5 protein-coding genes are annotated in these 16666 nt (G+C 62.1%); all 5 read right to left on the reverse strand.

What is annotated here, in order from left to right; translation table 11 throughout:
* Window positions 1-13395, reverse strand: a 13395-nt coding sequence (locus PQR08_RS32510; RefSeq protein WP_408163699.1) for a non-ribosomal peptide synthetase, incomplete at its 3' end; no start/stop codon positions are given.
* 85 nt (window positions 13396-13480) lie between these two features.
* Entirely contained in the window at window positions 13481-14377 is an 897-nt protein-coding gene (locus PQR08_RS32515) for a cupin-like domain-containing protein (protein WP_250487229.1), read from the reverse strand.
* Between the two features lie 10 nt (window positions 14378-14387).
* Complete coding sequence (locus PQR08_RS32520; RefSeq protein ID WP_187603676.1) at window positions 14388-14585, reverse strand: MbtH family protein; 198 nt, start codon at window positions 14583-14585, stop codon at window positions 14388-14390.
* Between the two features lie 220 nt (window positions 14586-14805).
* Window positions 14806-16440 (reverse strand): cyclic peptide export ABC transporter, encoded by a 1635-nt coding sequence (locus PQR08_RS32525; protein ID WP_250487230.1) that lies wholly within the window; start codon window positions 16438-16440, stop codon window positions 14806-14808.
* Between the two features lie 20 nt (window positions 16441-16460).
* On the reverse strand, window positions 16461-16664 hold the full coding sequence (locus tag PQR08_RS32530; protein ID WP_035499072.1) for an MbtH family protein: 204 nt from the start codon (window positions 16662-16664) through the stop codon (window positions 16461-16463).
* Window positions 16665-16666: the final 2 nt, after the last annotated feature.

Below are 16666 nucleotides of genomic sequence, written 5' to 3' on the forward strand. Positions count from 1 at the left end.
CTCGCGTTGGGCCAGCGCATACAGGCGCTCGGAGAGTTCTGCGTTCAGCGCGAAGGGCAGCGTCGCGCCGCTTCCGCTGATCTGTGCAGGACGTGGACGATCGGTGGGCAGATCGAGTGGCGCGAGTTCGGCGAGTTGATTGCGCCAGTATTGAGTCTGTCGATCAAGTTCGGCGCCGGCGAGCCAGTCGCGTTGCCACAGCGTGTAGTCGGCGTACTGCACGGCCAGAGGCGGAAGCGCGAGCGGTTCATTGCGCAGTGCAGCGGTGTAGCAGGCACCGAGTTCACGTACCAGCACGCCGGTAGACCAGCCATCGGAGACGATGTGATGCATGGTGAACAGCAAGACGTGTTCATCTTCTGCGAGGCGCAGCAGTTGAGCGCGCAGTAACGGGCCGCGCTGAAGATCGAAGGGACGACGTGCTTCGTCCTGTGCCAGACGCTGGACATCGGTGGCTTGGGCGTCGATGAGCGGCAGTGCAAGTTCCAGTGTCGGAGCGATGTGCTGCACGGCCTGACCGTCGTGTTGGGCGAAGGATGTGCGCAGGCTTTCATGACGCGCAACAAGCGCATTCAAAGCGGCATGGAACGCACGAACATCGAGTGAGCCGTGCAGACGCAAGGCGATCGGGATGTGATACGTGGACTGCCCGGGATTCAACTGTTCGAGGAACCAAAGGCGTTCCTGTGCGAAGGACAGCGGTACATGTGCCGGACGTGCAAGTGCTTGCAAAGGCGGCAATGTGCCAGCGGACGGTTCGTCGAGCGAAAGCGCCTCGGCAAGCGAAGCAACGCTCGGCGCATCGAACAGGGTGCGCAAAGGCAATTCGATCGAAAGCGCTTCACGCAGACGAGAAACGAGTTGCGTCGCAAGCAGCGAATGACCCCCGAGCGAGAAGAAGTTATCGAAGACACTGACGCGTTCGAGACCAAGCACGCTGGCGAAGCACTCCGCGAGCGAATGTTCGATCGACGTGCGCGGCGCGACATAAGCGGTGAGGTCTTGCCACTGCGGATCGGGCAGCGCGCGACGATCGAGCTTGCCATTGGGCGTCAGAGGCAGCGCATCGAGCACGACGAAGGCCGATGGCACCATATAGTCGGGCAAACGCGAATCGAGATGTTCACGCAAGGCGCTCGTATCGATCTCTGAAACCAGCGTGACATATGCGACGAGTTGCTGATCGTGCGTCTTTTCATGCCGCGCACGCGCGATGACCACCGCCTCACGCACAGCCGGATGACTGGCGATCTGCGCCTCGATCTCACCCAGCTCGATACGGAAGCCACGAATCTTGACCTGATGATCATTGCGGCCCAAGAACTCGATATTCCCATCCGCGCGATAACGTGCGAGATCGCCCGTGCGATACATACGTGCACCGGGAACGAACGGATCATTCAGGAAACGTTCGGCGGTGAGATCGTCACGATTCAGATAGCCCCGCGCGACCCCAGCCCCACCGATATAAAGCTCGCCCACCGCACCCGGCGGCATCAACCGACGCTGTGCATCGAGCAGATAGATACGTGCGTTCGCAATCGGCTTGCCGATGACGGGCTGCATCTGTTCGATCGTGATCTCGGTCAGAGCGGCATCGACGGTGCATTCGGTCGGACCATAGACGTTGAACGCGCGGATCTGATCGGCCTCTGCGAGCTGATTCCATGTCTGTTGCGAGAGTGCTTCGCCGCCCACCAGCAACGTCAACTCGGATCGCCGCTGTTCAAGCAGGCCAGTGGTGAGTAACACGTCGAGCTGGGTGGGTGTGCAATCGAGCACGTCGACGTCGCGCGCATCGAGAAATTCGATCAACGCCGCGCCATCGGTGCGCACATCCGCGGGGATCAAAATCAGGCGATGTCCCGCGAGCAAGGAAGTGAGGCTTTTCAGCGAGGAGTCGAATGCGATGCTTGCATTCAGACTGACGCCGGAGTTCGGAGCGCAATGCGCGAACACCGTCGATTGCAATGCGCGATGGAGATTCGCGACATTGCGATGCTCGACCATCACGCCCTTGGGCTTGCCGGTTGAACCGGACGTGTAGATCACGTATGCAAGATGATTCGGAGCGACGTCCGTTTGCGGGTCGTCTTGCGACAGCGAGCCGTCGAGCGATGCAACGGGGTCGAGCACACTCAGCGAGCCGGTATCGCCCAGCGCTTCACGTCCGGCGGCATCGGCGAGCAGCAGGCGAGGCGTGGCATCGGTGAGGATATGACTCAGACGTTCGCCCGGATACGCCGGATCGAGCGGCACGTAGGCGCCGCCTGCCTTGAGTATCGCCATCAACGCGACGACCATGCCGATGCCGCGCTCCATGCACAGCGCGACGCGTTCTTCCGGCCTGACACCCAGCGCGATCAGATGATGCGCAAGCCGGTTCGCACGCGCATTGAGTTGCGCGTAGGTCAGCGATTCATCTTCAAATACGAGCGCGATGGCATCAGGCGTACGTTGAACCTGTTGCTCGAAGAGCTGATGAATGCACAGATGTTCTGGATAGGCAGCAGCCGTGTCGTTCCAACGTTCGAGCAATGCGTGCTCTTCGGGCAACACGAGTTCGAGCGCATGCAGCGGCGCATCGGGTTGATCGAGCGCTTGTTGAAGCAGGCGCGTGAAGCGTTCACCCAGCCGTGCGATGGTGACTTCATCGAACAGATCGGTGGCGTAACTGAGCGTGCCTGAGAAGCTGTTTTGCGTATGCGTCAGACTCAACGTGAGATCGAACTTGGCGCCCGCTTCGGCCCCGGGCAGCAAGGTCAGCGTGAGGCCGGGCAACGCGAGCGCTTCCATCGGCGCGTTCTGCAACACGAACATGACCTGAAACAGCGGCGTGCGACTGGTATCGCGAACCGGCGCGAGCGCTTCGACCAGTTTCTCGAAAGGCAGATCCTGATGCGCATACGCGGTCAGCGTCGTGTCGCGCACTTGTGCGAGCAGATCGCGCAACGAGGGCGAGCCTGAGAGATCGGCACGCAGCACCAGCGTATTGACGAACAAGCCGATAAGCGGCTCGATCTGCGCATGTGTTCGATTGGCGATAGGCGAGCCAACAGCAACTTCAGATTGCCCCGACAAGCGCGCGAGCAGCGTCTGGAACACGGCGAGCAGCAACATAAAGGGCGTGACGCCTTCACGTTGAGCCAGCGCATGCAGGCGCTCGGAGAGCTCGGTGTTCAGCGCAAAGGGCAGCGTCGCACCGCGTCCGCTGATCTGCGCGGGACGTGGACGGTCGGTGGGCAAATCGAGTGGCGCGAGTTCGGCGAGTTGATTGCGCCAGTATTGAGTCTGGCGTTCGAGTTCGGCACCGGCGAGCCAGTCGCGTTGCCACAGCGTGTAGTCGGCGTACTGCACGGCCAGAGGCGGCAGCGCGGGCGGTTCATTGCGCAGTGCAGCGGTGTAGCAGGCACCGAGTTCACGTACCAGCACGCCGGTGGACCAGCCATCGGAGACGATGTGATGCATGGTGAACAGCAGAACGTGCTCGTCTTCTTCGAGGCGCAGCAGTTGAGCGCGCAGTAACGGGCCGCGTTGAAGATCGAAGGGACGACGCGCTTCGTCCTGTGCCAGTCGCTGGACATCGGCGGCTTGGGCATCGATGAGCGGCAGTGCAAGTTCCAGTGTCGGAGCGATGTGCTGCACGGCTTGACCGTCGTGTTGCGCAAACGAAGTGCGCAGACTTTCGTGACGGGCGACAAGCGCATTCAGGGCAGCATGGAACGCGCGAACATCGAGGGCGCCATGCAGACGCAAGGCGATCGGGATGTGATAGGTGGACTGCCCGGGGTTCAACTGTTCGAGGAACCAGAGGCGTTCCTGTGCGAAAGACAGCGGCACATGCGCTGGACGTGCAAGCGCCTGCAAAGGCGGCAACGTGCCAGCGGACGGTCCGTCGAGCGACAGCGCCTCGGCAAGCGAAGCAACGCTGGGTGCATCGAACAGGGTGCGCAACGGTAATTCGATCGAAAGCGCTTCACGCAAGCGAGAAACGAGCTGCGTCGCGAGCAGCGAGTGTCCACCGAGCGAGAAGAAGTTATCGAAGACGCTGACGCGTTCAAGACCGAGCACGCTGGCAAAGCACTCCGCGAGCGAATGTTCGATCGACGTGCGCGGCGCGACATAAGCTGCAAGGTCTTGCCACTGCGGATCGGGCAATGCACGGCGATCGAGCTTGCCATTGGGCGTCAGAGGCAGCGCATCGAGCACGACGAAGGCCGACGGCACCATATAGTCGGGCAAACGCGAATCGAGATGTTCACGCAAGGCGCTGACATCGATCTCTGATACCAGCGTTATATAAGCGACGAGTTGCTGATCATGCGTCTTTTCATGCCGCGCACGCGCGATAACCACCGCCTCACGCACAGCCGGATGACTGGCGATCTGCGCTTCAATCTCACCCAACTCGATACGGAAGCCGCGAATCTTGACCTGATGATCGTTACGTCCGAGGAATTCGATATTGCCATCGGCGCGATAACGTGCGAGGTCGCCCGTGCGATACATCCGCCCGCCTGAAACGAACGGATCATCGAGGAAACGTTCAGAGGTAAGCTCAGGACGATTGAGGTAACCCCGCGACACACCCGCTCCGCCGACATACAACTCGCCCACCGCGCCAGGAGGCATCAACTGACGCTGCGCATCGAGCAGATAGATGCGTGTATTGGCAATGGGCCGGCCGATCGGCACCAGATTCGTTTCTTCAGGAAGGCATCGATACGCCGTCGCCCATACAGTCGCTTCGGTCGGACCGTACTCGTTATAGAGCAGCACTGGCCGGGGCAGTGTCGAGCTTTGCCGCGTGAGATTCGGCGGACACGCTTCGCCCGCGACGATGATCTCGCGAAGCTTATGCTCGCCGCTCGACGACATGCTGTCGAGAATAGCCTGACCGAGAGACGGGACGCATAACACGCGCGTAATGTCTCGATTGCGCACGAGTCTGATGATTGCGTTCGGATCTCTTGCAGTGTCGATATCGACGAGAGCGAGGCAACCTCCGTTCGTGAGCGTCCCGAAGAGACCGGCGACGGAACTGTCGAAGGCGAGGGAAGAAAGCAGCAGGAAGCGCTCGTTCGCTGCGTGCTCGTAGAACTGATGGCGGGCGAAGGTGGATGCGACCAGCGTCCGGTGCTCGATCGCGACGCCCTTCGGTTTGCCTGTTGAACCGGAGGTGTAGATTACGTACGCAAGATGATGCGGGGCGACGTCCGTTTGCGGATCGTCTTGCGACAGCGAGCCGTCGAGCGACGCATCGGGATCGAGCACACTCAGCGAGCCGGTGTCGCCCAGCGCTTCACGTCCGGCTGCATCGGCGAGCAGCAGGCGAGGCGTGGCATCGTTGAGGATATGACTGAGACGTTCGCCCGGATACGCCGGATCGAGCGGCACATACGCGCCACCAGCTTTAAGTATCGCCATCAACGCGACGACCATGCCGATGCCACGCTCCATGCACAGCGCCACGCGGTCTTCTGGACGCACACCCAGCGCGATCAGATGATGCGCAAGCCGGTTCGCACGTGCATTGAGTTGCGTATAGGTCAGTGATTCATCTTCGAAGACGAGCGCGAGGGCATCGGGCGTACGTTGAACCTGTTGCTCGAAGAGTTGATGAATGCACACGTGTTCGGGATAAGCCGCAGCCGTGTCGTTCCAACCTTCGAGCAATGTGTGCTCTTCGGGCAACACCAGTTCGAGCGCATGCAGCGGCGCATCGGGTTGATCGAGCGCTTGTTGAAGCAATCGCGTGAAGCGTTCACCCAGCCGTGCGATGGTGACTTCATCGAACAGATCGCTGGCGTAGCTGAGCGTGCCTGCAAAGCTGTTTTGCGTATGCGTCAGACTCAGCGTGAGATCGAACTTGGCACCGGCTTCGGCCCCGGGCAGCAAGGTCAGCGTGAGGCCGGGCAAGGCGAGCGCTTCCATCGGCGCGTTCTGCAACACGAACATGACCTGAAACAGCGGCGTGCGACTGGTGTCGCGAACCGGCGCGAGTGCTTCGACCAGCTTCTCGAAAGGCAAATCCTGATGCGCATACGCGGCAAGCGTCGTGTCGCGCACCTGTGCGAGCAGATCGCGTAACGAGGGCGAGCCTGACAGATCGGCACGCAGCACCAGCGTATTGACGAACAGGCCGATAAGCGGCTCGATCTGCGCATGTGTACGATTGGCAATAGGCGAGCCCACCGCCACTTCAGATTGCCCCGACAAGCGCGCGAGCAGCGTCTGGAACACGGCGAGCAGCAACATAAAGGGCGTGACGCCTTCACGTTGAGCCAGCGCATGCAGGCGCTCGGAGAGCTCCGCGTTCAGCGCAAAGGGCAGCGTCGCACCGCGTCCGCTGATCTGCGCAGGACGTGGACGGTCCGTGGGCAGATCGAGCGGCGCGAGTTCGGCGAGTTGATTGCGCCAGTATTGAGTCTGTCGATCGAGTTCGGCGCCGGCGAGCCAGTCGCGTTGCCACAGCGTGTAGTCGGCGTATTGCACGGCAAGAGGCGGCAGCGCGAGCGGTTCATTGCGCAGTGCAGCGGTGTAGCAGGCACCGAGTTCACGTACCAGCACGCCAGTGGACCAGCCATCGGAGACGATGTGATGCATGGTGAAGAGCAGAACGTGTTCGTCCGGCGCGAGGCGCAGCAGTTGAGCGCGCAGCAACGGACCGCGTTGAAGATCGAAGGGACGACGTGCTTCGTCTTGTGCCAGACGCGGGACATCGGCGGCTTGGGCATCGATGAGCGGCAGTGCAAGTTCCAGTGTCGGAGCGATGTGCTGTACGGCCTGACCGTCGTGTTGCGCAAACGAAGTGCGCAGGCTTTCGTGACGGGCGACGAGCGCATTCAGCGCGGCATGGAACGCACGAGCATCGAGGACGCCATGCAGACGCAAGGCGATCGGAATGTGATACGTCGACTGTCCGGGGTTCAACTGTTCGAGGAACCAGAGGCGCTCCTGTGCGAAGGACAGTGGCACGTGTGCCGGACGTGCAAGTGCTTGCAAAGGCGGCAACGTGCCAGCGGACGGTTCGTTGAGCGACAGCGCCTCGGCAAGCGAAGCAACGCTGGGTGCATCGAACAGCGTGCGCAAGGGCAATTCGATCGAAAGCGCTTCACGCAGACGAGAAACGAGTTGCGTCGCAAGCAGCGAATGACCCCCGAGCGAGAAGAAGTTATCGAAGACACTGACGCGTTCGAGGCCGAGCACACTGGCGAAGCACTCCGCGAGCGAATGTTCGATCGACGTGCGCGGTGCGACATAAGCGGCAAGGTCTTGCCATTGCGGATCGGGCAATGCACGGCGATCGAGCTTGCCGTTGGGCGTGAGCGGCAGTGTGTCGAGCACGACGAAGGCCGACGGCACCATATAGTCGGGCAGACGCGAATCGAGATGTTCACGCAAGGCGTTCGTATCGATCTCCGAAACCAGCGTGACATAAGCAACAAGCTGCTGATCCTGAGAATCCTGCTGTCGAGCACGCGCGATAACCACCGCCTCGCGCACCGCCGGATGACTGGCGATCTGCGCCTCGATCTCACCCAACTCGATACGGAAGCCGCGAATCTTGACCTGATGATCGTTACGGCCGAAGAACTCCAGACTGCCATCGCTAAGATAGCGTCCAAGATCACCGGTCCGATAAAGACGCCCGCCCGAAACGAACGGATCATCGATAAAACGTTCGGCGGTAAGCTCCGGACGATTCAGATAGCCCCGCGCCACGCCCGCGCCACCGACATACAACTCGCCCACCGCACCGACAGGCGCGAGCCGACCTTGTGCATCGAACAGATAGACCGTCAGATCGGGAATACGCACGCCGATCGGGCTGCTGCTGACCGCACAGTCATCGCGAGTCAGCGGCCGGTACGTCACGTGCACGGTCGTCTCGGTAATGCCGTACATGTTGATCAGACGCGGCTTCTGGTCCGAATGCCGCGCATACCACGGTTCGAGCATCGACGGATTCAGCGCCTCGCCGCCGAAGATCACATAGCGCAACGCATCGGGCGCATCGTTTGTTTCCTGCGCCTGAATGAGCGCACGGAACGCGCTGGGCGTCTGATTCAGAACGGTCACGCCCTCGCGCTGAAGCAGGCAAAGGAAGTCGGGTGCGAAGCGCGCCACATGCTGCGGCACGATCACGAGTTTGCCGCCGTAGCGCAGCGCGCCCCACAACTCCCAGACCGAAAAATCGAAGGCGAACGAGTGGAACAGGCACCAGACATCGCGATCGTCGAAGCCGAACCAGTCCTGCGTGGCGTCGAAGAGGCGCACGATCTGGGCATGCTCGACCATCACGCCCTTGGGCTTGCCCGTGGAGCCCGAGGTGTAGATCACATAGGCGAGATGAGGCGGCGCGACCGGCGTTTGCGGATCGTCCTGGGGCAGTGTGTCATCGAGCGATGCGTCGGGATCGAGCACGGTCAGCGTGCCGATATCGCCGAGCGCTTCACGGCCAGCCGCATCGGCGAGAAGGAGCCGGGGCGTGGAGTCGGTGAGGATATGGCTCAGACGTTCGCCCGAATAAGCCGGATCGAGCGGCACATATGCGCCACCCGCCTTGAGGATCGCCAGCAGCGCGACGATCATGCCGATGCCACGCTCCACGCACAACGCCACGCGATCTTCCGGACATACGCCCAGCCCGATCAGACGATGTGCAAGCTGATTGGCACGCGCATTGAGTTGCCCGTAGGTCAGCGACGCGTCTTCGAAGACGAGCGCGATGGCATCGGGCGTGCGTCGAACCTGTTGCTCGAAAAGCTGATGGATGCAGTAACCCGCCGGATACGTTGCGCCCGTGTCGTTCCATGTATGGACGAGCAGGTTGCGCACGGCGGGCGGCAACACGTCAAGCTGATTCACCGGCGTATCGGGCGCCTGTTCGAGCGCCTGCGCAAGGCTCGAAAGCGCCTGCTCCATATACCCGCACAACTGCTCGGGCGACAGCGGCGAGACGGTCTGCGCGGTGAGTTCGAGGCTGTCGCCGTTATCGTCGATCGAAAGCGTCAGCGGATAGTTGGTGCGCTCCTCCGCGCCGAGCAGTTCGATGCCGTCGAAGGCCTCGCGCTCCTCCGCCGACGCCTGATTGTGGCGATAGTTGAGCAACGCGCTGAAGAGCGGCGCGGGAGCCGCGACGCCACTGCATCGCTGCGCGAGCGCGAGCGGCGCATGCTGATGCTGCAACAACGCCGCGAGACGCTCATGCGTGCGGCGCGCGCTATCGGCGACCGATGCATCGTTCACGTCGAGGCGAATCGGCAGCGTGTTGATCAAAAGGCCGAGCGCCTGATCGACACCCGCCTGCATGCGTCCGAGCAGCACGGTGCCGAACACGATGCGTCCATCCGAGTCGAGCGCGCTGCCCGCACTGAGCACGCGCGCCCAGGCCAGATGACACAGGCTCGCAAGACTCACGCCGATGCTTTTGGCCTGAGCGCGCAGACGCGTATCGAGCGACGCAGGCAGCGTCGCGTGCGCTTCGGCTACAGCCGAGCCGTCATGATGAACGTCGGTGAGGCCGAAGGGCAGCGTGGGTTCGCTCACATCGGCGAGCATGTCGCGGAAGAAGGCTTCATGCGCGTCCTGAGCCGCACCGAGCCGCGCCTGTGCGACCAGATCGCGGAACGGCTGAGCCGCGCCGAGCGATTGCCCCCGGCCGTTGAGGATCGCGCCGATTTCCGCATGCATCACTTCCAGCGTCGCATGATCGCCGATCAGGTGATGCCAGTTCAATTGCACGAGCCAGCGCCCGCTTCCCGTTTCGGGGGCAAACGCGATCCGCAGCAACGGAGCCTGCGTGAGATCGAAGCGTTGCGTGCGGGCATCGAAATGTCGTGCAAGCTGTTCTGCCGCGTCGCCCTGCGTGATCGCGATTTCGGTAATGGACACGGGGGCCTTGCGCCAGACGACTTGCGCGGGCGTGCTGAGTCCATCGTGGATGAACGCGGTACGCAGGATATCGTGCCGCTCGACGACCTGTTGAAGCGCATCGAGCCACGCATCGAGGCGGGCGCGGCTGTCGAAGGCGAGGCGCGCCGTTTGCAGATACGGATCGCCTTCCGTGGTCAGCATGTGATGGAACAGGATGCCGTCCTGGAGCGGGGCGAGCGCGTAGATATCCTGAACATTTTCAAGGCCGCCGGGAACCTGTTCGACGATGCGATCGATATCCGTCTGCGTCAGCGTGATGAGCGGCAGCATCGACGGCGTGATCGCGATGCAGCCGGGCGTTATCGCGTTGGCTGGCACGACGATCTCGGGCTTCGGCGCGGCCTGTTCGAGCGAAGCCGCGAGCGCGCTGAGCACGGGCGTGGCGAACAGATCGCGCACGCTGGCATGCAGGCCGATGCGCCGCAGCCGCTCGATGAGCGTCACCGCAAGCAGCGAGTGGCCGCCGAGTGCGAAGAAGTTGTCGTGACGACCCACGCGTTCCAGACCAAGCGATTCGGCCCACAGATCGGCGAGCGCAATTTCGGTTCGGCCTTGCGGCGCTTCGAAGGGGCGCAGCGCGAACGCATCGGCTTGCGGATCGGGCAGCGAGCGGCGATCGAGCTTGCCGCTGGGCGTGAGCGGCAGCGCGTCGAGGGTGACGAAGGCCGAAGGCACCATGTAGTCGGGCAGACGCGATGCGAGATGCTCGCGCAGCGCGCTGGCGTCGGTCCCGGAAAAGAGCGTGACATAGGCGACGAGTTGCTGATCCTGCGAACCCTGATGCCGCGCCCGCGCGATGACCACCGCTTCACGCACCGAAGGATGCGCGAGGATTTGCGTTTCGATCTCGCCGGGTTCGATACGAAAGCCGCGAATCTTGATCTGATGATCGTTGCGGCCGAGGAACTCGATATTGCCGTCGAGCTGATAGCGCGCGAGATCGCCGGTGCGGTAGATGCGTGCGCCCGGAACGAAGGGATCGTCGAGGAAACGCTCGGCGGTGAGTTCGGGCCGGTTCAGATAGCCGCGCGCCACGCCCGCGCCGCCGATATAGAGTTCGCCCACCGCGCCGGGAGGCACCGCGCGGCGCAGCGCATCGAGAACATAGGTGCGCGTATTGGCGAGCGGTTTGCCGATGACGGGCCGCGCCTGTTCGGTCGTGATCTCCGCGACGGTCGCATCGACCGTGCATTCAGTCGGGCCATAGACGTTGAAGGCGCGTATCTGTTCGGCCCGTGCGAGACGGTTCCAGGTTTGCGGCGTGAGCGGCTCGCCGCCCACGAGCACCGTCAGCGGCGACTTGCGTTGTTCGAGCAGACCCGCGGAGAAGAGGGAATCGAGCTGCGTCGGCGTGCAGTCGAACACGTCGATGCGCGCGGTATCGAGAAACTCGATCAGGGCCATCGCATCGGTGCGCACGTCGGCGGGAACGATGACGAGCCTGTGTCCACCGAGCAGCGCGGTGAGATTTTGCACGGAGGCATCGAAGGCGATGCTGGCGTTCAGCGTGACGCCCGAGTGCGGGGCGCAATGCGCGAACACCGTCGAATGCAGCGCGTGATGCAGATTCACCACATGGCGATGCTCGACCATCACGCCCTTCGGCTTGCCGGTCGAGCCTGACGTATAGATCGCATAGGCGAGATGATGCGAGGCGAGCCCGGGCACGAGCGGATCGCCTTGCGGGAGTGCATCGTCGAGCGACGCGTCGGGATCGAGAACGGCTAGCGCGCCGGTATCGCTCAGCGCCTTGCGTCCGGCGGCATCGGCGATCAGCAGCACGGGCGCCGTATCGCCGAGAATGTAGGTCAGGCGCTCGCCCGGATACGCTGGATCGAGCGGAATATAGCCGCCGCCGGACTTGAGTATCCCGAAGAGCGCGACGATCGCGCCGATGCCGCGCGCCATGCACAGCGCCACGCGGTCTTCCGGACGCACGCCCGCCGCGATCAGCCGATGCGCAAGCCGATTCGCACGCGCATTGAGTTGCGCGAACGTGAGCGACTCGCCGTCGCATTCGAGCGCGATGGCATCGGGCGAGCGTCGAACCTGATCTTCGAGAAGCTGATGAATACACAGATGCTCGGGATAAGGCGCGGCCGTGTCGTTCCACAACTGGAGCCACGCCTTTCTCTCGGGCAGAAGGAGCTCGAACGAATGCAGCGGCGCATCGGGCTGCTCGAGCGCGTTTTCGAGCAGACGCGTGATGCGTCTTGCATGGGCATCCACGTCTTCGGACGAATAGAGCGACGGGTTGCCGTCGAACATCAGTTCGATACCGAGTTCGTCGCCCTCGTCGTGGATGATCAGCGCGAGATCGTCGGGCGTTCCGTAGAAAGAGCGATTCGATCCGATGCGGCAGCCGGCGAACTCCAGCGCGAGGCTGTAGTCCGGCATGATATTGACCGTGGGCCCGAAGAGCGGCCTGTCGGATTCTATGCGTCCCACATCGCGCCGTATGTCTTTCACACGATAGCGTTGATGACGCAGGATGCGCCGGCTCTGCCGCGAGACGTCGCCGAGCAGATCGATTATGGACGTATCCGCGCCGAGCGTCGCGCGCAACGGCAATGCGTTGGACATCATGCCGGGCACGTTTCTCGCCCGCCGGCCCACTCGCGCCGTGACCGGGAAGCCGAGCACCACTTCGGGTTGTCCGCTCAGACGCGCGACATACGCGGCCATGACCGCCGTGACGAACTGCGGCCACGTCGCGCCGTGGCGTTCGGCGACTTGCCGGAGACGCTGCGTCGTTTCCGATGACAAACGCATCTGCGCGATCGCCTGTGTGGCGACGTCCGCCGGAATCGGCTCGTGCGCCATGCACTCGGCGAGAATCACCGGCTCGGGGCAGTCCGCCAGATATTCGCGCCAGAATTGCTGATCGCTCTCGAACGCGCTGGACGTGCGATACGCGTTATCGTCATCGATCAGTTCGGTGAGTTGCCCCCACGCGCATGGCGCGGGCTCGCGTCCTTCGACCAGCGCCGAATAAACCGCCGCGAGGCGTTGCGTGAAAAGGAAGAACGAAAAGCCGTCGAACGCGATGTGATGTATCCGCTGGAACAGGAAGAACCGCGTAGGACCTGCCTGGAAGAGCTGACCGTCGAACAGCGGATATCGGTCGAGATCGATGGCGCTGGCGAGCGCGGCCTGCACTTCCCGATCGATCGCTTCGACAGGATCGGGCGCATCGCTGACATCGACGACCCGAAGCGCGAAATCTTCCATCTCGTCCGGCAGCACCTGATGCGGCATGCCATCCGTGACGACGATGCGCACCTGCATCGCCTGCGCTTCGCCGACCGTCCGGCGCAGCGCCGCGTGAAGCGCTTCGACATCGAGCGGCCCGATGATCTCCGTCAGCTGCGCGAGATTGAAGCGCGGGTCGCGCAAATCGAGTTGCTGTCGAAAGAAGATGCCCGATTGAGCGGGGGCGAGAGGAAGGCTGAGCATGGCATCAATCCGTAAATGAGAGCACGCGGGTGCTCCGGAAACCGATGTCCGAAAACATCGTTACGCGAGTTCTGGACGAAACACTTCAGGGATTCACGATTCGGGTAAGCGAGCCCAGCGCGACGAAGGCTCTCATGCGAAGCGCCAGCATGAGACTGCCCTGTGCGCGGATCACGTCTTTCACGGCCGGATCGCTGAGCGAGCCGAGCCGGTTGAACGGCGTGCGAAAGCAATGCGCCAGCGTGATGCCGAAGCCGGTATCGGCGGGATCGACGCCATGCCACCAGAACGGCGGAATATAGAGAACGTCGCCGGGTTCGAGCGTCGCTTCGAATTTGGTCAGCGATGCATCCTCGGGAAAGAAGCGCGCCCGTTCATCCATGTGATGCAGGTTGGATTTGATCGGCACGGCGTATGCATGCCAGTCTTCCTTCGAGAGCCTGAACATCGAGACGCGCTTTCTGCCGATGATCTGCGTCGTCAGCGTCTCGTCCGTCGTGTGGTAATGCCATTCGGTCGAGGCATTCCGATAGATGAAGAGACGGTCGCGGGCATAAGCGCGTGGCGGCAAATCCCGGTTCGCGTGCAGAAAATCGTAGCTTCCGAGGTCGGCCTTCCATTCCTGCGGAATCGGCAAGGCGCGAATGGCGAAGGTGTCGTCCGGCCCCGCATTGCGCAGACACGCGATCGCTTCATCGAGACCGTACTTCGGGAGGTTTTGATACCAGACGCCGGCCGGACTGGCGTTGAACGTATCCGACACGCCCACCTGGCGATTCGCCAGCGCTTCGAGGTAGCCGGGCGTGCCCCATTTCCTGAAAGCGGGCCAATTCGTGACAGCGTGTCTGATCACGATGGGTTGCTGGGCGCATACATGGTCGCGCCAGAACCGTTCGTGGTCGATCGCCTGATTGTCGATGGCCGCAAGCTGTACAGCCCGGCCCGGAACGAGATCGATAACTTTCACGACGCGCTTCGTCATTTTCCACTCCTCATATCGTGGTTCGGTCGGACCGCGGGTCGGTCCAGTGCGCATCGATGTAGTCCAGGCATTGCTTTCGTGAACTAATCGTATGCTCCACTTCCCAGCCGGCAGGAACGTCGAGATGAGCGGGCCAGAGCGAGCGCTGCCGCGATTCGTTGATGAGGACACAGAACGTGCCCTCATCGTCGTCGAATGGGTTGTCCATGCTGTTGCTCCCTTGTTCGTGCTTCGGGTTGCAACGAAATATAGGCGCCGGGAGTTAGCAATGAATTAGAAGTCGCGCAGGCAATCCGGCCATGCCGGACGCGGCGCGCCCCAGACCGATGAGCGTCTTGCGCCAGTGATGAGGAATGCCTCGCTATTACATATCGGCTTCGATTCCGGATCAAGAGGAATTGAACGTCATCGCGCGTGTCACGAACCGTTCATGTAGCGGCGGGCGTCGTCATCACGCGCTGGACTTTGCCTTCTTCCATCCAGACGACCTTGTCGGCGGCGTTGAACCAGCGATCGTCGTGACTGACGGCGATGATCGTCTTGCCCGCCGCCTTCAGCCTCGGCAAAAGTTTCTCGTAGTAATAGCGACGGAACTGCGGGTCCTGATCGGCGGCCCATTCATCGAAGATCAGCACGGGCCGACCTTCCGCGAGCGCGCTCACCATCGCGAGCCGTTTGCGCTGACCGCTCGACAGGTCCGTCGTGCTGAAGCGCCCGAGGTTGTAGTGAACCTTGTCGGACAGGTCCATTTCCCGAATCAGATCGGCCAGATCGTCGTGCGCGGCGTCGAGGCCATAGAGACGGTCGAACAGATGGAAGTCGGAGAAGATCACCGAAAAGAGCTGCCTGTAGGCTGTCGCGTTGGCATCGGTGACGGTCTTGTCATCCCAGCGCACTTCGCCCGCATCCTGCGCGTACAACTGGGTGATCAGATTCAGCAGGGTCGATTTGCCGCTGCCGTTACCGCCTGCGATGAACGTGATCTCTCCGGCCTTGATGAACAGATCGCACGGACCGACGTGAAAGCCCTGTTGGTCGCCCGGCGACTTGTAGGTGTAACTCACGCCGCGCAGCGCGATGCCGTGCGCCAGTACTGCCGGCGATGCGCCGGGGCCCGTTTCGGCCGCGCGTTTCGCCTGCTCCAGTTCGCGTTCGAGCGCGTGGAGCCGGTCGACCGCGAGATCGGCGCGGGAAACCGCCGGCAGCGCCTGAATCAGACTGGCGATGGCGCCGCCGGAAAACACGATGACGAGAATGATCTTCGCGGGCGTCGATGAATTGCTGATGTAGTACGGCGTCAGAAACACCATGCAGCCGAGCAGGCCGTAGAAGAACGCGTCGCTCAGGGTCTGTCCGCGATTGAAGCCGCGGCCGGAACTCACGCGCAAATCCTGCACGGCGAGTGCGCGCTGCACGATGTAATTGTCGAAGAGATCGGTATCGCGGCGCGCATTCATCTTGATCTCGCGAAAGCCGCGCAACAGATGATCGAAGCTGGAACGAAACGCGCTTTCGAGTTCCGTCGCTTCTTTCGACAGCGCTTCCGCATGCGCATAACTGCTGCGATAAAAAAACGTCGCGACCCCGAGAAACAGCAGCGTGACCGCGAAAGCGATCAACGAGAGGTAACCGATATACAGCGCCGAGGACAGCAGCTGCGTGACGAAATAGATCAGCACGATGACGGTCGGCGCGGCTTCCTCGATCGTCTGCAAGTCCCGGCCGATGGCGAAATCCACGCGCATCGCGCCGATGTTTTCATAGGCCTCCAGATCCAGCGAGCGCACCGCCCGCGCGATGTCCAGGCGCTTTTGCAGGATGAAGTTCGAGATCACGGCGGTAGTGGCGTTGAGCGCATAGTTCATCGCGAGAAGCAGCGCCACGCTCGCGATGATGAAGAACGCCATCAGATAGAGATTCGGCCCCTTCGACTGATCGTAATTCGCCACGGTCGTGACCAGCGCGATCACGCCGGACATCATCACCCCGGGCAATGTCGATGCCAGCAGCAAGGGCGTGCGATCGCGCCTGGCCTCGCCGAACAGCAGCTTGATGAATTTCATGGGTGCTCGTGGTCTCCATGCTACGGCGCTTCACGCCGCAGACTCGCCGGCCGTATGTCGGTCCAGTTTTCGTTGATGTAGTCGATGCATGCATGACGTGTCGCCACGCCGAACACGCGGTTCCATCCGGCGGGCACGGCCGCGAACGACGGCCACAGTGAATGCTGCCCTTCATCGTTGCACAGAACGAAAAACTCGCCGGTCTCGTCATCGAAAGGATTCATCT

This window comes from Caballeronia jiangsuensis (assembly GCF_046030135.1).
Classification (GTDB): Bacteria; Pseudomonadota; Gammaproteobacteria; order Burkholderiales; family Burkholderiaceae; genus Caballeronia; species Caballeronia jiangsuensis.

Coding starts and splice junctions, on each gene's coding strand:
- PQR08_RS32520 (WP_187603676.1), bottom strand. CDS start 14,585: ATGGACAACCCATTCGACGACGATGAGGGCACGTTCTGTGTCCTCATC.
- PQR08_RS32515 (WP_250487229.1), bottom strand. CDS start 14,377: ATGACGAAGCGCGTCGTGAAAGTTATCGATCTCGTTCCGGGCCGGGCT.
- PQR08_RS32525 (WP_250487230.1), bottom strand. CDS start 16,440: ATGAAATTCATCAAGCTGCTGTTCGGCGAGGCCAGGCGCGATCGCACG.
- PQR08_RS32530 (WP_035499072.1), bottom strand. CDS start 16,664: ATGAATCCTTTCGATGACGAGACCGGCGAGTTTTTCGTTCTGTGCAAC.